The sequence below is a fragment of the Streptomyces sp. NPDC052020 genome (genome assembly GCF_040680575.1).
GTDB lineage: Bacteria > Actinomycetota > Actinomycetes > Streptomycetales > Streptomycetaceae > Streptomyces.
Map to the genome: position 1 here is coordinate 1 of NZ_JBFAWY010000022.1, position 21048 is coordinate 21048.

Here is a 21048-nt window from a genome sequence, read left to right on the forward strand (position 1 = left end):
TCGATCCGATTTCCTCGGTGCTTTCCAGGTTCCCGCTCTCGCGTTTCCCTTTCCGGCGGTTCCGACTCTATCAGATCCTCTCGGGCCTGATTCCCAGTCAGAGTGGGCTGCCTTCCCGGCCGTTGGGCCGTTCCGACGTCTCAAACCTTAGCGGATCCGCTCGGCGATTCCCAATCGAGTCGATCGGACCGTCGAGCGCCCATCGGAATTGAATTCGAGCATGCGAAAACAACCCGGTGAGGAGATCGTGCAGGTGGTTTGAGTGCCGCTTCAGCGGCGGAAGGTGCTACCGCAGAACCGTTACGGCCCCGTGGCAACTCGAAGAACCTTACGGATCGGTCAGGGGGGTGTCAAGCGTCCCTGTCAAGATCTTTTAATCCAGGTCGCTGAGCCGGCCGCCGGCGTCCGGCTGGGCGTGCTCGACCCTGCGCAGGAGGCGGGTGAGCACCTCACCGAGAGCCGTCCGCTCCTGTGGGGACAGGTCCTGGAGGAGGTCCTCCTCGAAGACCGTGGCCAGGCGCATGGCCTCCAGCCACTTCTCCCGGCCCTCCTGGGTCAGCTCGACGATGACCCGCACCCGGTTGGACTCGTCGCGCTCCCGGGTCACCAGGCCCTCGGTGACCATGCGGTCGATGCGGTGGGTCATGGCGGCGGGGGTCAGACCGAGGCGCTTGGCCAGATCGCCGGGGCCCAAGCGGTAGGGGGCACCGGACAGGACGAGCGCCTTCAGGACCTCCCACTCGGCGTTGCTGATGCCGAGGGCCGCGGTCTGGCGGCCGTAGGCGACGTTCATGCGGCGGTTCAGGCGGGAGAGCGCCGAAACGATCTTTTCGACCTGGGGGTCGAGGTCCTGGAACTCGCGCTGGTAGGCGGCGATCTGTTCTTCGAGTGTCGGCTCGCTGACGCCGGAGGTGTCGCCCATGGGCGCAGTATCGCACGGCACGTCTTTGCCTTGAAGTCCTTCACTGTGTACTCTTTAGCTTCGAAGTTTAGCTTCTAAGTCTTCAGGTTTCAGTTATGACGCCGGTCCCCGTCGCGGGGGCCGGTGCGAGCACAGAGAGAGGTGAACGTGACCAGGGCGATGGGCGCAGCGATGCGCCGGATTCACGTGGGCAACGCACTCAGCGCGTTCGGGCTCGGTTTCACCGTCCCCTACCTGTACGTCTATGTGGCGCAGGTGCGGGGACTGGGTTCTGTCACGGCGGGTCTCGTACTCGCCGTCTTCGCCGTGGCCGCGCTGATCGTGCTGCCGTTCGCCGGGCGGGCCATCGTCCGGCGGGGCCCGCTGCCGGTGCTGCTCGCCGCCCTGGTCACCGCCGCGGTCGGGGCGCTGAGCCTGGGGCTGGCGAGCAGTGCCGCCGCCGTCCTGCTGTCGGCCGCGGCGCTGGGCGCCGGGCAGGCCGTCATGCAGCCGGCGCTCGCGACGATGATCGTGGACTGTTCCTCGACGGAGACGCGGTCGCGGGCGTTCGCGATGCAGTTCTTCCTGCAGAACCTCGGTCTCGGCGTCGGTGGGCTCATCGGCGGTCATCTGGTCGACACGTCGAGCGCGTCGTCGTTCACGCTGCTGTTCGCGATCGAGGCGGCGATGTTCCTGCTGCTCGTCGTGGTGATGGCGACGGTGCGGACGCCGCGCGCGCCGCGGGTCGAGGAGGCGCCGGGGCAGTCGGGGAAGGGCGGCTGGAAGCAGCTGCTGGGCAACCGGGCCATGGTGCAGCTGTGTGTGCTGGGCTTCGTGCTGTTCTTCGCCTGCTACGGGCAGTTCGAGTCGGGGCTGAGCGCGTACGGCGTCGAGGCCGCCGGAATCTCGACGTCCGCGCTGGGAACGGCGCTGGCGGCGAACACCCTGATGATCGTCGTCGCGCAGTTCGCGGTGCTGAAGTTCGTCGAGCGGCGGAAGCGGTCGCGGGTCATCGCCGCGGTGGGGCTGATCTGGGCCGTGGCGTGGGCCGTGGCCGGGTACGCGGGTCTCGGACACGGCAGCCAGGCCATGGCGACCGCCGCGTTCATCTCGACGTACGCGCTGTTCGGGCTGGGTGAGGCGATGCTGTCGCCGACGCTGGCCCCGTTGGTGGCCGATCTGGCGCCGACCGGGATGGCCGGGCAGTACAACTCCGCCTTCGCGCTGGTGAAGCAGCTCGCGCTGGCCATCGGGCCGGCGGTGGGCGGGCCGCTCGGGGCCTCGCTGCACGCGCCGTACATCGTGGCGTTCCTGCTGTTCTCGCTCGGCATCACGGTGCTGGCGCTGCGGTTGGGGCGGCAGCTCACCCAGGCGCAGGACCAGCCGTGGGCGGCGCGCAGCCGGGTGGTCTCGCGGGGCGGTTCGGCCGCCGGGGCCGTGCCCGCGGACGCGTAGCCCCGCCCGGCGGCGGCCGTCACCGGGCCGGCAGGACGAACTCGCACCACACCGCTTTTCCGCCGCCCGGGGTGCGTCGGCTCCCCCAGTTCGACGCGATGGTGGCGATGATGGCGATGCCGCGGCCGGTCTCGTCGCCGGGTTCGGCCCGGCGGCGACGGGGCAGGTGGTCGTCGCCGTCGGTCACCTCGACGATCAGACGCCGGTCGGTGCGGCGCAGGCGCAGGCGCATCGGGGGCATGCCGTGCTGGAGGGAGTTGGCGACCAGTTCGCTGGCGGCCAGGACGCCCAGGTCGTGCAGGTCCGTGGGGAAGCGCCAGCTGGTCAGGACGCCGGAGGCGAAGGCACGCGCGCGGGGGGCCGCTTCCACGCCGCCGAGCAGTTCCAGGGCGGCGTTGCGGAACAGTTCGCCCTCCGGGCCCGTGCGGGCCGGGTGCTGGAGGACCAGGACGGCCACGTCGTCGTCGTGGTCGGCGGTGACCCCGGCGGAGCGGACCAGGCGGTCGCAGATCACCTTGGGGGTGCCCGTGGCGCCGGCCAGGGCGCGCTCCAGGGCGGCGATGCCCTCGTCCAGGTCCTCGTCGCGGCGCTCCACCAGGCCGTCGGTGTAGAGGACGGCCGTGGAGCCGGGGGTGAGGGGGACCGACCCGGAGGCGTGCATCCAGCCGCCGGTGCCGAGCGGCGGGCCGGTGGGTTCGTCGGCGCGCAGGACGGTGCCGGTGTCGTCGCGGACCAGGATCGGCAGATGGCCGGCGGAGGCGTACACCAGCCGGCCCTCGTTCGGGTCGTGGATGGCGTACACGCAGGTGGCGATCTGGTTGGCGTCGATCTCGGCGGCCAGTCCGTCGAGGAGCTGGAGGATCTCGTGCGGGGGCAGGTCGAGGCGCGCGTACGCCCGCACGGCCGTGCGGAGCTGGCCCATCACGGCGGCCGCGCGGACGCCCCGTCCCATGACGTCGCCGATGACCAGGGCGGTGCGGCCGCCGCCGAGCGTGATCACGTCGTACCAGTCGCCGCCGACCGCGGCCTCCGTGCCACCGGGGTGGTAGGTCGCGGCGATGCGCAGGTCGTCCGGCTGTTCGAGCTTCTGGGGGAGGAGGGAGTGCTGGAGGGTGACGGCCGTCTCGCGCTGGCGGCGTTCGCTGGCGCGCAGGCGTGCGGCGGCCTCGGCGTGGTCGGTGACGTCGGTGGCGAAGACGAGCACGCCGCCGGTGTCGCCCTCGGCGACCGGGGTGCAGGTGAAGGTGTAGGAGCGGCCGTCGGGGGCTTTGCGGGACTTGACCGTGCGAGGCCGGCCGCTGCGCTGGACCTGGTCGAGCAGCGGGAACAGGCCGAGCTCGTCCAGTTCGAGGAGTGCTTCGCGGGCCCGCCGGCCCAGGGGGCGCGCGCCGAAGGCCGCGGTGTAGGCGTCGTTGACGTAGGCGATGCGGTGGTCGGGGCCGTGGAGGAGGGCGACGAGGGCCGGGACGCGGTCGAGGACCTCGCGCGCCGGCAGGTCGTCGACGGCCGGCACGGGCGGTGTCTCGTCGGTCGGCTGTTCGGCGCGGGCGGCGGGCACGGAGCCCTCTCCCCGCCGGTCCGGGCCGACCGTCGTACCGGCCCGCGCCGCGGCGCGGCGCTGCGTTCGGGGGAGTCGGACGCTCCAGCGCGTGAAGTCCACGAATCCTTGCCTCGTGTAGTCGTCGGCGGCCGGCACCGGAACCGGCCGGGGCCGGGGGACCGCGCGGGATGAGCGGCGGCCCGCCCGGGGTGCCGGCCCAGTCTGGCAGTGAGCCGGCCGACCCGGCGTCATCCGTCAGACGCCGGGCCGGGCGGAGGAGTTCCAGGCTTCGGTCAGGACGACCCCTTCGGGTTGCGCGGGGGTTCCTCCGGAGGCTTGCCCCCGGCCGCGAGTTCGAATTCCGCTCGGGGGTGTTCGAGTGAGCCGAGGGAGACGATCTCGCGCGCGAAGAAGCCGGAGAGGGTCCATTCGGCCAGGACGCGCGCCTTGCGGTTGGCGGTGGGCACGCGGCTGAGGTGGTAGGCGCGGTGCAGCAGCCACGCGGGATAGCCCGTCAGCTTGCGCCCGCGGACCTGGGCGACGCCCCGGTGGAACCCGAGGGAGGCGACCGATCCCGCGTGGCGGTGCGCGTACGTCGTCAGGGGTTCGCCGCGCAGGGCGTGCGCGATGTTGTCGCCGAGCACCTTGGCCTGCCGTACGGCGTGCTGGGCGTTGGGGGCGCACTCGGCTCCGGGGGCGTCGGCGGTGACGTCCGGTACGGCCGCGGCGTCACCGGCCGCCCAGGCGTGCGGGGCACCCTCCACGGTCAGCTGGGGGGTGCATTTCAGCCGCCCGCGCGGGGTGCGGGGCAGGTCGGTGGCGGCGAGGAGCGGATGGGGTTTGACACCGGCCGTCCAGACGACCGTACGGGTGGGGAGGCGGGTGCCGTCGCTGAGGACGGCGACGCGGTCCGCGCAGGACTCCAGGCGGGTCCGCAGGCGTACGTCGATGTTGCGGCGGCGCAGTTCGGTGACCGTGTGGCGGCCCAGCTCCTCGCCGACCTCGGGCAGGACGCGGCCCGCGGCTTCGACGAGGATCCACTTCATGTCCTCGCGGGTGACGTTGTGATAGGAGCGCGCGGCCTGGCGGGCCATGTCCTCCAGTTCGCCCAGTGCCTCCACACCCGCGTAGCCACCGCCGACGAAGACGAAGGTGAGGGCGGCGTCGCGCAGCGCGGGGTCGCGGGTGGAGGAGGCGATGTCCATCTGCTCGATGACGTGGTTGCGCAGGCCGATGGCCTCTTCCACGGTCTTGAAGCCGATGCCGTGCTCGGCGAGCCCCGGGACGGGCAGGGCGCGCGCGACGGAGCCGGGCGCGAGGACGATCTCGTCGTACGTCAGCCGCCGGGCGCCCGCCCCCTCCTCCTCGGTGGCGAGGGTGGTGACGGTGGCCGTGCGCGCCGCGTGGTCGACGGCCGTGGCCTCACCGATGAGGACGCGGCACCGGTCGAGGACGCGGCGCAGGGGCACGACCACGTGGCGGGGGGAGAGGGAACCGGCGGCGGCCTCGGGCAGGAACGGCTGGTACGTCATGTAGGGGTCGGGGGTGACGACCGTGATCTCGGCCTCGCCGCGCCGCAGTTCGTCCTTCAGCTTCCGCTGGAGCCGCAGTGCCGTGTACATCCCGACGTAGCCGCCGCCGACAACGAGAATGCGCGCGCGTTCCTTCACCATCCCATGACGCACCCGTAGCCGGAGTTTGTCCACAGGCCCGGCGATTTGTATGACCGGAGGGCATGAGCGCGCGCCATCCGCCGGCTCACCGTGTCGCCGGGCAGCCGCGCAGGTCAGGGGCTGTGAGCCGGGGAGCGGGCCGCAGCACGGCCGGGGGAGGCGTCTGCCGTACTCCGATCGGGGGCCACTCCGTGCGGAACCTGCCCCTTCTGAATTGACCCTCGCTCAACTATGTTCGTCTCGACGGGGTGTGGGGGGATGCGCGCTCACTCGGATCCGCGACGGGCGGGGCCGGCAGCGGGGTCCGTTCCGCACGCTCCGGCTTTCAAGGCGGGGAGAGTCTCCGGGGGGAGACGTCATTACCGGGGGAAAGTCTATGCATGTTCACGACTCGCATTGGTCGTCCGGACGCTCGGCGGCGGCCAGGCCGCCGGCGGCGCCCGTGTCGTCGCTGACGCCCGTGTCGGCCGCGCCGTCCGCCGTGACGGCCGGCGGCATGGCGGGCCCCGGCCGCGGGGACGCGGCCCGTACGACGCCGCTGCGCGTGGACGCGCAGCGCAATCTGGAGCATGTGCTGCGCGCCGCGCGGGAGGTGTTCGGCGAGCTCGGGTACGGGGCGCCGATGGAGGACGTCGCGCGACGCGCGCGGGTCGGTGTCGGCACGGTCTACCGGCGCTTTCCCAGCAAGGACGTCCTGGTGCGGCGGATCGCCGAGGAGGAGACCTCCCGGCTGACCGATCAGGCGCGCGCCGCGCTCGTCCAGGAGGACGAGCCGTGGTCGGCGCTCTCGCGCTTCCTGCGCACGTCGGTGGCCTCCGGCGCCGGGCGGCTGCTGCCGCCGCAGGTGCTGCGGGTGGGGGTGGCGGACGAGTCCGGCGACGATGCCGGGGAGGCACGGGTTCCGCAGCAGCGGACCCAGCCGGGCGCCGGTGAGCTGCGGCTGGTCGCCGGGGACCGGACGGCCGTCGCGGATACCGCTTCCGGGCCCGCCGAGTACGACGCCGGAGCCGAGGCGCTGCTGGAGGTCGTGGGCCAGCTGGTCGACCGGGCGCGCGCGGCGGGCGAGCTGCGGCCGGACGTGTCGGTGTCGGACATCCTGCTGGTGATAGCGACGGCGGCTCCCTCACTGCCGGACGCGGCACAGCGGGCGGCGGCGTCGGCACGGCTGCTGGACATCCTGCTGGAGGGACTGCGGTCACGGCCCGCGTGAGCGGAGTCGTCCACCGGATCTCGCGGGGGCGGCCCCGCGAGATCGCCGGCCGGACACTCCTTCAGTACTGCCGTACCGCGAATCCCCTCGGACGAGTGACCGTCCGCACTCCGGGAGCGTGACCGAAGGCCCGCCGCGGGCCCACGGAGGACGACGACGGGGCCCTGGCGGGCTGGGCGGAGTCGACGTGCGCTTGCGCCTGACCCCTGCCGGCCGACGACGTACGACCGTACCGCGCCCGAGCGGCCCCGCAGCCGCGCGCGGCGGGAAGGGACGTGCCGGGGGGTGTCCGCCCGCAGCGGTTGGCGCGTCCACCCGGGTGCGTTGGCCGGCGACCGATTCCGCGCCGTTCCGAGGACGGACACCCCCGGCACGGCCCGCCCCCGCCCACCACGAGAAGGCGCTACGCGCACCCCACCGGAGCCGCACAGGCGCCACAGACACGACGGCGCACCCCCACCGGCCCGCACAGGCCGCAGGCACGGCGTCCCCAGCCGCCGCCCCCGGCCCGGTCACCCCCGCCGCACCACGGCCCCCGCCCCCAGCGCCCCCCGCTGCGGCGCGATCCCCGCCGGTACGGCGCGCTGGCGTCCAGGCGTCCCCGTCCAGCAGGTCCCCCGCCGCGCCAGGAGGCGGCGGAGCCACAGCTCCAGGGAGACCAGATCGGCCAGGCCGTCCAGCGGCAGCGGCTCCCCCGCCGCCGCCCCTCGCAGCGCCGTACGCACGACCCTCGCCTCCACCAGCCCCGCCTCCGCGAGCAGCGGCGCCTCGAACAGCGCCACCAGGGAGTCACCGGCCACCCGCAGCCCCGTCCGCGCCGCCGCGGTCGCCACCGCCTGCGTCGGCGCCCCCCAGCCCGGCGGCAGCCCGCTCACCCCGGCGCCCTCCAGCACCGCCCGCAGGATCGCCGCTCGCGCCCCCGGCCGCACCCGCAGCGCCTCCGGCAGGGCCCGGCACGCCCGGACGACCTGGTTGTCGAGGAACGGGGCGTGCAGCCGCTGGAAGCGGATCTCGGCGGCATGCTCCAGCACCCGCACCTCGGCCGCCTGCCGCGCCAGCGCCGCACGCGCCCGGAAGTCGCCCGGCCGCTGCCCCGGCCCCACCCCCGACCGCTGCGTCGACGCCTGAAGACGAACCGATACTTCGGCCAGCGCCTCCCCGGTCAGCCACCGCGCCGCGGGCCCGGGCCCGCCCCAGGACAGTGCGGCGAGCGACGCCTCCACGGCCCCACCGACGCCATCCGCCCCGCCACCGCCACCGGACCACCTCGCCCGGTCCGCGCGGCCCGCCCGGCCGACCCGGCCGGGCGGCCCACCCGCGTCGTCGAAGCGCCGCCGCAGCAACCGCTCGGCGAGGTCCTCCAGCCCCGCCCGGTACGGCGTCCGCGCCAGCCGCCGCGCCGCGGCGTACACGCGCGCGGGGACCAGCACCGAGCCGTCGGCCTTCGCCAAGGCGGCCACCGGCCGCACGAGATGGCGCCGCTTGCGGTCCATCAGCAGGTCGGCCAGTCGGGCCGGATGGGCGTCCAGCACCTGCCGGGCGCCGTACCCGGTGAAGTGGTCCGCGCTGCCCGCCGCCAGCCGGGCCCGGTGCCGCGCCGCCGACACCAGGCAGGGCCCGGGTTCGTCCGTCAGCGGCCCGTCCAGGTCGGCGTACGGCAGGGTCTCCTCGCCCCCGGTCACCACCACGTGGTGCAGCCGGGGACCGGCGGCCAGCGCCCCCGCCCGTTCCAGCTCGGCTTCCGGCCCGCCGACGGCCAGGTCGTTGAACGTGACGGCCAGCAGCCGCTCCCCCGCTCCCGTGCCGCCGTGGCCCAGCAGGGTCCCGGGTCTGCCGGGCAGTCCCGCCGCGAGCAGCGCCAGCGTGCCGGAGGCGGGTCCGCCCGACAGGTCCGCCCCGATCCCCGGGGCCGGCATCCCGCGCGCGGCCCGCCGGTCGGCGGGCCCCATGCCGGGCACGGGCCCGGGGTCGATGCCGTCCCCGGGGAATCCGGGGACGTGGCGGGGGGCGTCGAGCCGGGTGCGCACGGCCTCCACGAGTGCCTCCCGCACACCGTCGACCGCGCTGTCGGGATCGGCCGGAGGCGCGGCCACCGCCAGTGAGGCGACCGGCTCGTACCCGGCCACCTCCCGGGCCCCGGCGCGCAGGATCAGCGCGTGCCCCGGCGGAACGCGCTTCACGCCGTCGTACGGGGTGGCGTCGTCCAGCGCCGCCGGTACGTCGGGAGCGGCCAGCAGGGCGGCGAGATACCCGAAGTCGAGGTTGGCCTCGACGAGGTCGGCCAGTGGCAGCGCGGCCGTCGCGTACGCCGTACCGCCCGCCCAGGGGGTGTGGAACACGGGCCGCGCACCGGCGAGATCGCCGCACACCGTGATCCGCCGCCCCACCTGGACGACGGCCGTGTAACTGCCGGGCCAGGCGGTCAGATGACGCAGGGCGCCCCCGCGCGCGGCGAAGAGCGCGACGCGCAGCTGCTCGTCCGTCGCCCCGCAGATACCGAGGACGGCGATCCGGGTCCGGGCGTCGGCCTGGACGACGCGCACCTCGTCGGGGCGCCAGTCGCCGACCGCCCACAGGGGATCGGGGTCGCCCCACAGAAGCTGGGAGCCCACGGGCCGCACGGTCTCGCCGTCGTACCCGGTGGTTCCCGCGGAACCGGCCCCGGCGACGCCGACGGCACCCGCGGCGGTGCTGCTCCATCCCACCAACCACCGCATCGACGCCTCCACAGGCTGTGGACAACCAGTGCACCGTACGAACTGGTTCCCCATGCTGCCATGAAGGGCGCGCGCCAGAGGGCCGGCGGAGCCGCTCGCGCTCCCGTGAACGCGCCCCCGCGGCGACCCCGTGAGGCGTCCGGCACCCCGTGGGCCCCAACGACCGTGCCGCCCGCGCTCGCCGGCGCTGTCGCGGCCGCGATCGGATAATCGACGGGCACCCGGCAGAGCCCCCCTCCCCCGCCCGCCGCACGGGCACCCCAACAGCGGATCCCGCCCGCCGCACGGGCACCCCAACAGCGGATCCCGCCCGCCGCACGGGACCCAGCAGCGGATCCCCGCCGTTTCCCGGACACCCGACAGCGGGTCCCACCGCTGTCGGCCTGTCGGCCGTCCCCACGCACCGACGGACCGCCCCGCCACCCTCACGGCGCGAAATACGCCCCTGACGCGGACCCCTGTACCACCTGACGCTTCGTCACTTACCGTGGTAGACACGAGATTGCCCGAGAAGACGCCGGGTCTATTTTCGGCCAAATCATAAACGCCGGACCGCGTTCGAACACGCTCCGTACATACTCCGTACAGGCTCCGCACACCGTCCGGCGAGCGTACGGTCCGGGAGGCGGGACACGCCTCCCGGACCGGTCCGCCGCCCGCGGGGATGGAGGCGGCGGTGTCCCCCAGCCCACTGGATCCAGTACAGCGGGCCGACCCACGCGGCACCCATGGAACCGCTCCCGGCTCCGGCCGGAGAAGAGCGCACGGCCGGGCGCACGGCCACACACCGGGAGCACACGGCCACCGTCCGTACAGACGCCGCACTTCAGTACGGACCACAATCCCGCCATCCGGGACATGGCCTCTTAACGCTTGGGATTCGGCGAACTACGCTGTGTTTACGAATGCCGCATGGTTATGCCATCGCGGCAGCCGTCTGTGTCGAGGGGTGGCGCATGTCCAGGGAGCAACGCGGGCCGAACGAAAAACTCGGCGCCGTTCTCGCCCTCGCGGGAATCTCGAACGCGGGACTCGCACGGCGTGTCAACGACCTCGGTGCGCAACGCGGGTTGACTCTTCGCTACGACAAGACGTCGGTGGCGCGCTGGGTGTCGAAGGGCATGGTGCCGCAGGGCGCGGCGCCGCACCTCATCGCCGCCGCCATCGGCCAGAAGCTCGGCCGCCCGGTGCCGCTCCACGAGATCGGCCTGGCGGACGCGGATCCCGCTCCCGAGGTCGGCCTCGCCTTCCCGCGAGACGTCGGACAGGCCGTCAAGTCCGCCACGGAGCTGTACCGCCTCGACCTCGCCGGCCGCCGCGCGGGCTCCGGCGGCATCTGGCAGTCCCTGGCCGGATCGTTCGCGGTGAGCGCGTACGCGACGCCCGCCTCGCGCTGGCTGATAACCCCGGCCGACAGCTCGGTGGCGCGTGAGGCGAGCCCGGCGGAGGGCTCGGGGGCACCGCTCAAAGTCGGCCACAGCGATGTGCAGAAGCTGCGGGAGGCCGCCGAGGACGCCCGCCGCTGGGACTCCAAGTACGGCGGCGGCGACTGGCGCTCCTCCATGGTCCCCGAGTGCCTGCGGGTGGAGGCGGCGCCGCTGCTCCTCGGGTCCTACTCGGACGAGGTCGGCCGCGCCCTGTTCGGCGCCGCGGCCGAACTGACCCGCCTCGCCGGCTGGATGGCCTTCGACACCGGCCAGCAGGAGGCGGCCCAGCGCTACTACATCCAGGCCCTGCGCCTGGCCCGCGCGGCGGCCGACGTCCCGCTCGGCGGTTATGTCCTGGCCTCCATGTCGCTCCAGGCGACCTACCGGGGCTTCGGCGACGAGGGCGTCGACCTGGCGCAGGCCGCCCTGGAACGCAACCGCGGCCTGGCCACGGCCCGCACGATGAGCTTCTTCCGGCTGGTCGAGGCCCGGGCGCACGCCCGCGCGGGCGACGCCCAGGCGGCCGGCGCGGCCCTGAGGGCCGCCGAGAGCTGGCTGGAGCGGGCCCGCCCCGGCGACCACGACCCGAGCTGGCTCGGCTTCTACTCCTACGACCGCTTCGCCGCCGACGCGGCCGAGTGCTATCGCGATCTGAAGGCGCCCCGCCAGGTCCGCCGGTTCACGGAGCAGGCGCTCTCCAGGCCGACCGAGGAGTACGTCCGCTCGCACGGCCTGCGCCTGGTCGTGTCGGCGGTCGCCGAACTGGAGTCGGGCAACCTGGACGCGGCCTGCGAGCAGGGCGTGCGCGCGGTCGAGGTCGCCGGACGCATCTCCTCCGCCCGCACCACCGAGTACGTCAAGGACCTCCTGCACCGCCTGGAGCCCTACGGCGACGAACCGCGCGTGATGGAGCTGCGCGAGCGGGCCCGCCCCCTGCTGATGGCCCCGGCCTGACCAGGCCCGCCCCGCTCCCGTGTTTGAAGGCATTGTCAGTGGCGCAGTGCACTATCGGACCCGGGAGGTGGAGCAGGTGGAGCGGGAGAAGATCGCCTACGACTGCGACGTGCTGGTGATCGGCGGCGGGATCGTCGGCCTGTCGACGGCGTACGCGATCACCCGCGCGGCCCCCGGCACGCGGGTCACGGTCCTGGAGAAGGAGCCGGGCCCGGCCCGGCACCAGACGGGCCGCAACAGCGGCGTCATCCACAGCGGCATCTACTACCGGCCCGGGTCGCTGAAGGCCCGCTACGCCGTGCGGGGCGCCGCCGAGATGATCAAGTTCTGCGCGGAGTACGGCATCGCCCACGCCGTCACCGGCAAGCTGATCGTCGCCACCGACCGCGCGGAGCTCCCGCGCCTGCACGCACTCGTCCAGCGCGGCCGGGAGAACGGCATACCGGTACGGGAACTGGGCGCGGCCCAGATCACCGAGTACGAGCCCGAGGTCCGCGGCCTGGCCGCGATACACGTCGGCACCACCGGCGTCTGCGACTACGTGGCGGTCGCCCGGCAGCTGGCCGCGGCCTCCGGCGCGCGGATCCGCTACGGCGCCCAGGTCCTGCGCATCGACCGCCGCCCCTCCCGCGGCGTCGCCGTGCTCACCCGTTCGGGGGACGTCGTCCGCGCCCGTGTCCTGGTCAACTGCGCCGGGCTGTACTGCGACGAGGTGGCCCGGATGGCGGGGGACGACCCCGGCATGCGCATCGTGCCGTTCCGGGGCGAGTACTACGAGCTGGCCCGGCCCGACCTCGTACGGGGCCTGGTCTACCCCGTGCCGGACCCGGCGTTCCCGTTCCTCGGGGTGCACCTGACCCGGGGCATCGACGGCGGCGTGCACATCGGCCCGAACGCGGTGCCGGCCCTGGCCCGCGAGGGCTACGGATGGAGCGCGGTCCGCCCGCGCGAGCTGGCGTCCACCCTCACCTGGCCGGGCTCCTGGCACATCGCCCGGCGCCACTGGCGCTACGGCGCCGGTGAGCTGCGGCGCTCCCTGTCCAAGGGCGCCTTCACCGGCGCGGTGCGCAGGCTGCTGCCCGCCGTGACCGAGGACGACCTGGTGCCGGCGGCCGCGGGCGTGCGCGCACAGGCGGTGCTGCCGGACGGCACCCTGGTGGACGACTTCCTGATCCGGGAAGGCGCCCGCACGGTCCACGTCCTGAACGCGCCCTCGCCCGCGGCGACCGCGTCGCTGCCGATCGGCAGAGAAGTGGCGAGGCGCGCGCTGACCGCCCTGGCCGGGACCTGACCCGCGGTCCCGCGGTGGCCGCCCACCGAACCGCCGCAGGCCCCGCGGGCCCGAGCAGGGCGCGCACGCCCGCGCAGGCCCCCCGTACCCCCGTAAAATCGACCCCACTGTGTCTGACTCCCTCAACGCCCCCGAGGCCCCCCAGCCCCCCGCCCCCTCCCACCCCGGCGACGGCGGCTCCCTCCGGCCCGCCCGGGCCAAGGGTGAGCCCCGTTTCCCGGAAGGACCGAAGGCCGACCCGGCAGGCTCGCACTTCGAGCGGCGGATCAGGAGCTTCCAGCCGCGCCGCAGCCGCGTGACCGCCGGGCAGGCCGACGCGCTCCAGCGGCTGTGGCCGAAGTGGGGTTTCGACATCGACGGGCAGCGCGTCCTCGACCCGGCCGAGCTCTTCGGCAACGCCCACCCCGTCGTCCTGGAGATCGGCTTCGGCATGGGCGAGGCCACCGCCCAGATGGCCGCCGCCGATCCGGACACCAACATCCTGGCGGTCGACGTCCACACCCCCGGCCAGGGCAACCTGCTCAACCTCGCCGAGCGGGGCGGGCTGTCCAACATCCGCGTCGGCAACGGCGACGCGATCATCCTGCTGCGCGAGATGCTCGGCCCCGACTCCCTCGACGGACTCCGCGTCTACTTCCCCGACCCCTGGCCCAAGAAGCGGCACCACAAGCGGCGGCTGATCCAGCCGGAGTTCCTGACGCTGGCCGCGACCCGCCTCAAGCCGGGCGCGATCGCCCACTGCGCCACCGACTGGGAGCCGTACGCCGAGCAGATGCTCGAGGTGTTCACCGCGCACCCCGACTACGAGAACACCCAGCCGGACGGCGGCTTCGCGCCGCGTCCCGCCCACCGCCCCCTGACCCGTTTCGAGGGCCAGGGACTGGACAAGGGTCATGTGGTGAACGACCTGCTCTTCCGCCGCGTACGGCGGCGGCCGCAGCCCGAGCCGACCGACCAGCACCGACTCCAGCCCCCCACCGGCGCCTGAAGCCCGCCGCTCCCCGCGGGCGGCGCCTTCGTCTCGTTAGGGTCAATGCCGTGGCCACCAGTCCCCCGCACCCGACGACGTATCCCAGCGGCCCGCCGAGCGGTCCTCCCGGCGGACCCCTGCGGAACACGCATCCGCACTGGTGGCAGCGCCCCTGGGTGCGCTACGGCGCGCTGACCACCCTGCTGGCGCTCTCCGGTCTCGTCATCCTGGCCCTGGTCCGCGAGGAGACCGGCACCCAGGGGTTCCTGGTCGGCCTCGGCCTGGCCATCCTGCCCGTGCCGCTGCTGCTGGCCGCGTTCCGGTGGCTGGACCGGGTCGAGCCCGGGCCCTGGCGCAACCTGCTGTTCTGCTTCGCCTGGGGCGCCTGCGCCGCCGCGCTCATCGCGATCGTCGCCAACAGCTTCGCCACCCAGTGGATAGCGACCGCGACCGCGGACCCGGACGGCGCCGACACCCTGGGCGCCACCGTCATAGCCCCGGTCGTCGAGGAGTCCGCGAAGGCCGCCGCCGTCCTGCTGGTCTTCCTCTTCCGCAGGCGGGACTTCACCGGCATCGTCGACGGGGTCGTCATCGCCGGCGTCACCGCCACCGGCTTCGCGTTCACCGAGAACATCCTCTATCTCGGGAACGCCTTCGGTACCGACCAGCTCACCGGTGACGGCGGCATCGCCTCCGTCACCGTGGCGACCTTCTTCGTCCGCGTCGTGATGTCGCCGTTCGCGCATCCGCTCTTCACGGTGCTCACCGGCATCGGCTTCGGCGTCGCCGCGCTGCGACCGGACCGCCGTCCGGCACCGCGCGTACTGCTCCCGCTGACCGGCCTGCTGCTCGCGATGGGCATGCACGCGCTGTGGAACGGCTCGTCCACCCTCGGCGACTACGGCTTCTTCGCGGTCTACGCGGCGTTCATGGTGCCGGCCTTCGGCCTGCTGACCTGGCTGGTGATCTGGACGCGGCAGCGCGAGCTGAGGACGGTGCGGACCGAACTGCCGCCCTACGTCGCGGCCGGCTGGCTGTCCCCGCCCGAGCCTTACGCGCTGGGCTCGATGCGCGCGCGCCGTATCGCGCGGGAGTACGCCCGCCGGTACGCGGGGAGACCGGCGGCGCGGACGGTCGCGCGGTACGAGGCGTACGCGACCTCGCTGGCGTTCCTGCGCCACCGGGCCCGCCACGGCCGGGCGGGCGCCGACTTCGCCGTACGGGAGCGGGAGCTGCTGCGGGAGCTGTGGAGCCGCCACGAGCTGGCCCGCCCGGCGCTGGAACACGCGGCGCGGATCACCGCGCCGCCGCTGCCGGTCGTGCCGCCACCGGCTCCCTGGCCCCCGTACGGCCCGGCGGCGACCCCGCACCCCCAGGTCCACCCCCAGGCGCACCCGCAGACGCCGTACGCCGCCCCCGCCCCGTACCAGCCGCAGCCCCATCCGCTGCCCCACCAGCAGCCTCAGCCCCAGCCGTACTACGAGTACAACCCGTACCGCTCGTAGGCCCCGCGTAGCCCCTGCGCCTCGCCCCGGGACCCCGCGCGGCCCGTCCGGCGTCTCAGGCGGACGCCTCCGTCAGCCTGCCGAGCTCCTCCGCCGTCAGGGTCAGCTCCGCCACGCCCAGAAGGGCGGGGAGCTGTTCCACGGTCCGGGCGGAGGCGATCGGCGCGGCCACCGTCGGCTGGGCAGCGAGCCAGGCCAGGGCGACCGCGGCCACCGGCGCGTCATGGGCCTGGGCGATCTCGTCCAGGACGGCGAGGACCCGCTGCCCGCGCTCGGTCCCCAGGTGCTGCGCGGCGCTGCCGGCTCGCGCGCTGTCGACGGTGGTGCCGGGCCGGTACTTGCCGGTGAGGAAGCCGGAGGCGAGGGCGAAGTAGGGGACGGCGGCCAGCCCGGCCCGCTCGGCCGCGTCCTGGAGCTCGCCCTCGTAGGTGTCGCGCGAGACGAGGTTGTAGTGGGGCTGGAGCGCGACGTACCGGGCGAGGCCCTCGCGCTCGGAGAACTCCAGGGAGGCCCGCAGCCGTTCGGCGGAGATGTTGGAGGCGGCGATGTACCGCACCTTGCCCGCCCGCACCAGCTCGTCGAGGGCGCCGATGATCTCCTCCACCGGCACCTCGGGCCGGTCGAAGTGGGTGTAGTAGAGGTCGATGTGGTCGGTGCCCAGGCGGCGCAGGGAGGCGTCGGCCGCGGCCTTGATGTTTGCCGCGGACAGGCCCTGGTACTCGGGGTGCTGGCCGACCTTGGTGGCGATGACGACGTCCGCGCGGTTGCCGCGGGACTTCAGCCACCTGCCGATGACGGTCTCGGACTCCCCGCCGCTGTTGCCGTCGACCCAGGCGGAGTAGGAGTCGGCGGTGTCGATGAAGTTGCCCCCGGCGGCCGTGTAGGCGTCGAGCACGGTGAAGGAGGCCGCCTCGTCGGCGGTCCAGCCGAAGACGTTGCCGCCGAGGGAGAGGGGGAAGACCTCGAGGTCCGAGAAACCGAGCTTGCGAAGAGAAGTCATGCTTCACCGCAACATCGGGACCAGCGGGACATATTCCCTCAAACCCCACGGCGTTTCAGAGGGTGAGGCCCTTGCTCCGCAGCCAGGCCGCCGGGTCCACACCGGAGGCGGACCCCGCCGGGTGGACCTCCAGGTGCAGGTGCGCGCCCGTGACGTTGCCGGTGGAGCCCACGCGTCCGATCACGTCCCCGGTGGCGACCTTCTGGCCGACGCTGACGCTGATGGAGGACTGGTGGGCGTACCAGATCTCCGTGCCGTCGTCGAGGGTGAGCACCGTCTTGTAGCCGTAGGCGCCGGCCCAGCCCGCCGAGGTGATCGTGCCGCTGTGCACGGCCTTGATCAGCGTGCCGGTGGGGGCGGCGAAGTCCAGGCCGGTGTGGTGACCGGAGGACCAGTACGGACCGGCCTGCCCGAAGGTGGAGGTGAGGGTGTACGAGGAGGTCGGCAGCGCGTACTGGCGGGCGAGCTCGGCGAGCCGCTCCGCCTCGGCCTTCTTCCGGGCCTCCTCCTCGGCCTTCGCCTTCTCGGCGGCGGCCTTGGCCTCGGCCTCCTTCGCCGCCTTGGCCGCGGCCTGCGCCGCCTCCTTCTCGGCGGCGGCAGCGGCGTCGGCGACGGCCTTGCTCTCGACCTGGGCCTGCTGCTGCTCGGCCTGCGCCATGATCCGCGCCCGCAGCGCCTCGCCCGCGTCGGTGGCGCCCTGCGCGGTGCCGGAGGAGGTCATGCCGGCGCCGCTGAGCGGAGTGGCGGGAACCTCCGGCGCGGACGGCTCCTCGTCGTCCGCGACGAGCGAGGCCACGGACGGCAGATCGGGCATGGAGATCGACACCGGCGGCTTGCCGGCCTGGGCGCTGGCCATGCCGCCCGCGCCGACGGCCGCTATGACACCGACACCGAGGACGGTGGAGCTGCGGGCGAGTCCGCCGCGCTGCTTGGCGACGCGGTGCCGGCCGCGTACCGGGCGGACGGACTCCGCGGTGGGGTTCCACTCCTCGAAGGGACCCTCGCCGGGAAGGGGGCCGCCGTGACCGAAGCCGTCGGCGTCATGGGGGCTCGGCACGAACGGGGCCTCGGGGGCAGGCCGGTTGGACGCCACGTGGGCGCGCTCCTTTCCTTCCTTCTCCGCCTACCGGGTTAGCTGACGGGTTCGGAGCAGGAAGGTCTCCTACGCGCGTATAACCGCCGTGTCTCCACGGCGTCATACGCCCGATTCACCCCAAGGTGATGGTTCCCCGGTTCCCTGACGGGATTCGGCGCGTGCGCACGGAGCCGCCTCCTGTGACGGCTGGGACGACCGCGCTGCGTTATCGAACGTTAATAGACGCGAGGTACGGATTCCAAGCCGTTCCTCTTGATCATTAACGATACTCGGGGGGACCAACAGGTTATTACCAGGACATTTTGGGCGAGTTGACTACCCCTCAGGCGCCTATCTCACACCGCATCACGTCTGATGGTTAGTCAGTTGTTATGCGCAGGGCGGTCGCGCCGTCACCGTTCGTGACATCGATCAAGGGGACCGTGGTGCGGTCAGGGACGCCGTACGGCGAGCAGCGCCATGTCGTCGGCCATGCCGCCCCCGGAGTGCCGGCGCACGTCGTCGGCGAGCGCGGCCAGCAGCTCGGCGGGGTTGGGGAAGGCGCGGCCGGCGAGCCGGAGCCCGGGGTCGTAGAACTCGCCGTGGGCGTCGCGGGCTTCGGTGAGGCCGTCGGTGTAGAAGAGCAGCGTGGCTCCGCCGGGGAAGACCGCCTCCTCGGCCCGGTCGGGCCACACGCCCAGCTCCCCCATGCCGAGGGGCAGCGCGTACTCCCGGGTGGGCGGCAGGGCGCGCAGGGTGCCGTCGGCGTACAGCAGCAGCGGCGGCGGATGTCCCCGGTTGACGATACGGATGACCCCGTCACCGTGCGGGAGTTCGGCGAGGACGGCGGTGGTGAACCCTTCGAAGGCGTCGAGCCCTTCCCGCCGGGTGCCTTCGCGGGCCAGCGCCCGCTCCAGCCGCTGGGCGACCGCCTCCAGCGTCGCCTCCTGCTCGGCGGCCTCCCGGAACGCCCCGATCACCACGGCGACCGCCGCCACCGCTCCCATGCCCTTTCCGCGTACGTCCCCGACGACGAGCCGGAGGCCGTGCGGGCTGTCCTGCACGGCGTACAGGTCGCCGCCGATGAACGCGTCCGCCTGCGCCGCCTCGTAGCGGGCCGCGATCTCGAAGCCGCCGATCCGCTCGGCGGGCTCGGGCAGCACCGCCCGCTGGGCCGCCTCGGCGATCTCGCGGGCGGAGGCGAGGCGCTCGCCGGTGCGCCGGACGAGGCCGTTGATGAGCACGGCGAGCACGGCGACCGTCGCCACGGTGACCAGCTCGGTGAGCGCGTCGATCCGCGTCAGGACACCGAAGCCGAGGTGGATCCCGAGCACGGCGGCGACGGAGGCGATCCCGGTGAGCAGGGTGCCGCGCCGGGAGAAGAGCGGGGCGGCGACCAGGGGCGCGGCGGCGAAGAGGGGGGCCGCGGTGAAGTTCCGCGGGCTGAGGCAGTCATACACGACCCCGATGACGAGGAGCAGCGCGGGGAGCAGCCGTACCAGCACCTGGAGTCGGGAACCCGGCCGCCGCGCCCCGCCGCCGGACGGCGCGGGAACCCTGGCGTACGGACCCTCCTCCACGTCACCAGGCCGCACCACTCGTCTCCCACCGGTCCCGCAGGTCGCGTCCACGCCGTTGTCGTCCCGCCCCGTCCGTCCAGGGTTCCCGGCGCGGGGGCGGGGAGCGAGCCGTGAGGGCCGACCGGATGACCGCGCGGGAGAGGAGCGAACCGCGCGCGAACGCGCCGATGGCCGGAATCCTTTCGGATTCCGGCCATCGGCCTTCAGTAGCGGGGACAGGATTTGAACCTGCGACCTCTGGGTTATGAGCCCAGCGAGCTACCGAGCTGCTCCACCCCGCGTCGTTGTGTCTCTAGTGTACGCCATGTCGGAGGCCGCCGGTACACGATCTTCCGGAACGCCGCTGACCTGCGGTTTTCAGGCTCCGAAGGCCCCGAAGGGCTCCGGAGCGGCCTCCCGGCCCGTGGGAACGAGCCGGTCGCCGACCCGCCCCCGTCACCGCCCGGCCGGATCAGTGGGTCGGGCCGGGCAGTCGGTCAGTCGGTCAGGTGACGGTTGGGTTCCTTGGCCCGGGCCTCCAGCCCGGGAAGGAGGACGACGGTGGCGCCCCCGGCCGAGAGCACCCCGCTGCCGTCGGCGCCGGGCACGAACGTGTCGGGCTCGCGCCAGGCCGTGACCACCCGCCGCACCCCCGCGTCGAGGATGAGCCGGGCGCACGGGGCGGGCCGGGAGGCGCGGCGGGCGCACGGCTCCAGGCTGCTGTACACCGTGGCGGTCGCGAGCCGCGGATCGGCCGGGTCGGTCTTGGCGAGCGCCGCCTCCTCCGCGTGCACCACCGGGTCCCCGCCCTCACGGGAGTGGCCGCGGGCGAGTTCGGTGCCGTCGGCCGCGACCACCACCGCTCCCACGCTGAACGCCGTCCGGGAGGGCGGGCAGCGCGCCGCCAGATCGCAGGCGAGCGCGAGCCAGTGCCGGTCGGCGGCCGACACGGTGCCGCCCGTGCCGGGAGCCGTCGGCTGGTAGCGCATGAGCACGACGTCCCCGACCGGCCGCGTCTCCACCAGCCGCAGCCGCCCGCCCGGATAGGCGCCGGGCCCGAACAGCCGGGGCGCGTCCGGGTCTCCGACCAGCAGCGGCGCGAGCGCGAGGTGCAGCTCGTCGGCGAGCCCCTGCTGCAACAGCTGGGTGTGGACGCTTCCCCCGCCCTCCACCATCAGCCGCCGCACCCCGCGCTCACCGTGCAGGTGCTCCAGCACCGCCCGCCAGTCCAGCCCGGCGCCGAGCGCGACGACGTCGGCGGCGATCCCGAGCGCGCGCGCCCGCCCGGCCCCCCGCTCCGTCGTGCAGAGGACCTTGCCTCCACCGGTGTGCCAGAACGGCGCCGCCGGGTCCAGCTCCCCCGAGCCGCTGACCGCCACCTTCAGCGGGAACTCCGGCTTCCCCGCGGCGATCCGGGCCGCCCGCCGCTCGGGCGAGTTGACGAGCAGCCGCGGGTTGTCGGCCCGGATGGTGCCGGCCCCCACCAGGATCGCGTCGGCGGACGCCCGCACCTCGTCGACCCGGTCGAAGTCGTCCGGGCCGGACAGCAGCAGACGCTCCGGGCCGGCGTCGTCCAGGTACCCGTCGAGGGAGACGGCGGCGGAGAGCAGGACGTACGGAAAGGGCATCGGCGGGCTCCGGGAGGTCGAGCGGTGCGGACGGCAGGGCAACGCTATGAGAACGCCCATGGTCCCCGTCGGCCGCGGGCAGCCCCCGACCACGTGTCTTCGCCGCCCTCAGTACGTGGACCAGGCGCGTCGGCAGCGATCAC

General features: G+C 74.0%; 14 protein-coding genes, 1 tRNA gene and 1 riboswitch. Of the genes, 6 read left to right on the forward strand and 9 right to left on the reverse strand.

Annotated features, from left to right (window positions below; translation table 11 throughout):
- Positions 1 to 373: 373 nt before the first annotated feature.
- Positions 374 to 922: a MarR family transcriptional regulator gene (locus AB0L74_RS22065; protein WP_365654837.1), complete on the reverse strand. Its 549-nt coding sequence runs from the start codon at positions 920 to 922 to the stop codon at positions 374 to 376.
- 159 nt (positions 923 to 1081) lie between these two features.
- Here AB0L74_RS22065 and AB0L74_RS22070 point away from each other — a divergent pair, with 159 nt between their 5' ends.
- Positions 1082 to 2356: an MFS transporter gene (locus tag AB0L74_RS22070; RefSeq protein WP_365655097.1), complete on the forward strand. Its 1275-nt coding sequence runs from the start codon at positions 1082 to 1084 to the stop codon at positions 2354 to 2356.
- Positions 2357 to 2375: 19 nt separating this feature from the next.
- Here the strand turns inward: AB0L74_RS22070 and AB0L74_RS22075 are convergent, their stop codons facing one another.
- Complete coding sequence (locus tag AB0L74_RS22075; protein ID WP_365654840.1) at positions 2376 to 4016, reverse strand: SpoIIE family protein phosphatase; 1641 nt, start codon at positions 4014 to 4016, stop codon at positions 2376 to 2378.
- 173 nt (positions 4017 to 4189) lie between these two features.
- Positions 4190 to 5569: an NAD(P)/FAD-dependent oxidoreductase gene (locus AB0L74_RS22080; protein WP_365654843.1), complete on the reverse strand. Its 1380-nt coding sequence runs from the start codon at positions 5567 to 5569 to the stop codon at positions 4190 to 4192.
- A gap of 496 nt (positions 5570 to 6065) precedes the next feature.
- Here AB0L74_RS22080 and AB0L74_RS22085 point away from each other — a divergent pair, with 496 nt between their 5' ends.
- Positions 6066 to 6779, forward strand: a complete 714-nt coding sequence (locus tag AB0L74_RS22085; protein ID WP_365655100.1) for a helix-turn-helix domain-containing protein — start codon at positions 6066 to 6068, stop codon at positions 6777 to 6779.
- Positions 6780 to 7291: 512 nt separating this feature from the next.
- Here AB0L74_RS22085 and AB0L74_RS22090 read toward each other — a convergent pair.
- A complete protein-coding gene (locus AB0L74_RS22090) occupies positions 7292 to 9496 on the reverse strand; it encodes an asparagine synthase-related protein (protein ID WP_365654845.1) in 2205 nt (734 codons plus the stop codon).
- A 956-nt stretch (positions 9497 to 10452) separates the two neighbouring features.
- On the opposite strand from AB0L74_RS22090, the gene AB0L74_RS22095 reads away from it, so the two are divergent.
- The 4 genes from AB0L74_RS22095 (at position 10453) to AB0L74_RS22110 (ending at position 15643) form a co-directional block, all read left to right on the forward strand.
- A complete protein-coding gene (locus AB0L74_RS22095; protein WP_365654848.1) occupies positions 10453 to 11877 on the forward strand; it encodes an MFS transporter in 1425 nt (474 codons plus the stop codon).
- Positions 11878 to 11923: 46 nt separating this feature from the next.
- On the forward strand, positions 11924 to 13168 hold the full coding sequence (gene lhgO / locus AB0L74_RS22100; protein WP_365654851.1) for an L-2-hydroxyglutarate oxidase: 1245 nt from the start codon (positions 11924 to 11926) through the stop codon (positions 13166 to 13168).
- Positions 13169 to 13277: 109 nt separating this feature from the next.
- Positions 13278 to 14156, forward strand: a complete 879-nt coding sequence (gene trmB / locus AB0L74_RS22105; protein WP_365654854.1) for a tRNA (guanosine(46)-N7)-methyltransferase TrmB — start codon at positions 13278 to 13280, stop codon at positions 14154 to 14156.
- Between the two features lie 50 nt (positions 14157 to 14206).
- The gene (locus tag AB0L74_RS22110) at positions 14207 to 15643 is read left to right on the forward strand and encodes a PrsW family intramembrane metalloprotease (protein WP_365654856.1); all 1437 of its coding nucleotides are present in this window, start codon (positions 14207 to 14209) and stop codon (positions 15641 to 15643) included.
- Between the two features lie 55 nt (positions 15644 to 15698).
- Here AB0L74_RS22110 and AB0L74_RS22115 read toward each other — a convergent pair whose 3' ends face one another.
- The 5 genes from AB0L74_RS22115 to AB0L74_RS22135 form a co-directional block, all read right to left on the reverse strand.
- Positions 15699 to 16643: an aldo/keto reductase gene (locus tag AB0L74_RS22115; protein ID WP_365654859.1), complete on the reverse strand. Its 945-nt coding sequence runs from the start codon at positions 16641 to 16643 to the stop codon at positions 15699 to 15701.
- A gap of 55 nt (positions 16644 to 16698) precedes the next feature.
- A complete protein-coding gene (locus tag AB0L74_RS22120) occupies positions 16699 to 17736 on the reverse strand; it encodes a M23 family metallopeptidase (RefSeq protein WP_365654862.1) in 1038 nt (345 codons plus the stop codon).
- Positions 17737 to 17748: 12 nt separating this feature from the next.
- Positions 17749 to 17906: riboswitch (cyclic di-AMP (ydaO/yuaA leader) on the reverse strand.
- A gap of 264 nt (positions 17907 to 18170) precedes the next feature.
- On the reverse strand, positions 18171 to 19298 hold the full coding sequence (locus AB0L74_RS22125) for a PP2C family protein-serine/threonine phosphatase (protein WP_365655103.1): 1128 nt from the start codon (positions 19296 to 19298) through the stop codon (positions 18171 to 18173).
- 207 nt (positions 19299 to 19505) lie between these two features.
- Positions 19506 to 19579, reverse strand: a tRNA-Met gene (locus tag AB0L74_RS22130).
- 195 nt (positions 19580 to 19774) lie between these two features.
- On the reverse strand, positions 19775 to 20905 hold the full coding sequence (locus AB0L74_RS22135) for a dihydrofolate reductase family protein (protein WP_365654865.1): 1131 nt from the start codon (positions 20903 to 20905) through the stop codon (positions 19775 to 19777).
- Positions 20906 to 21048 lie beyond the last annotated feature (143 nt).

Bases quoted from the DNA above. Each gene is read 5' to 3' on its own strand.
- AB0L74_RS22090 (WP_365654845.1), bottom strand. From the start codon at position 9,496: ATGCGGTGGTTGGTGGGATGGAGCAGCACCGCCGCGGGTGCCGTCGGC.
- AB0L74_RS22115 (WP_365654859.1), bottom strand. From the start codon at position 16,643: ATGACTTCTCTTCGCAAGCTCGGTTTCTCGGACCTCGAGGTCTTCCCC.
- AB0L74_RS22095 (WP_365654848.1), top strand. From the start codon at position 10,453: ATGTCCAGGGAGCAACGCGGGCCGAACGAAAAACTCGGCGCCGTTCTC.
- AB0L74_RS22070 (WP_365655097.1), top strand. From the start codon at position 1,082: ATGGGCGCAGCGATGCGCCGGATTCACGTGGGCAACGCACTCAGCGCG.
- AB0L74_RS22135 (WP_365654865.1), bottom strand. From the start codon at position 20,905: ATGCCCTTTCCGTACGTCCTGCTCTCCGCCGCCGTCTCCCTCGACGGG.
- AB0L74_RS22080 (WP_365654843.1), bottom strand. From the start codon at position 5,569: ATGGTGAAGGAACGCGCGCGCATTCTCGTTGTCGGCGGCGGCTACGTC.
- AB0L74_RS22085 (WP_365655100.1), top strand. From the start codon at position 6,066: ATGGCGGGCCCCGGCCGCGGGGACGCGGCCCGTACGACGCCGCTGCGC.
- AB0L74_RS22065 (WP_365654837.1), bottom strand. From the start codon at position 922: ATGGGCGACACCTCCGGCGTCAGCGAGCCGACACTCGAAGAACAGATC.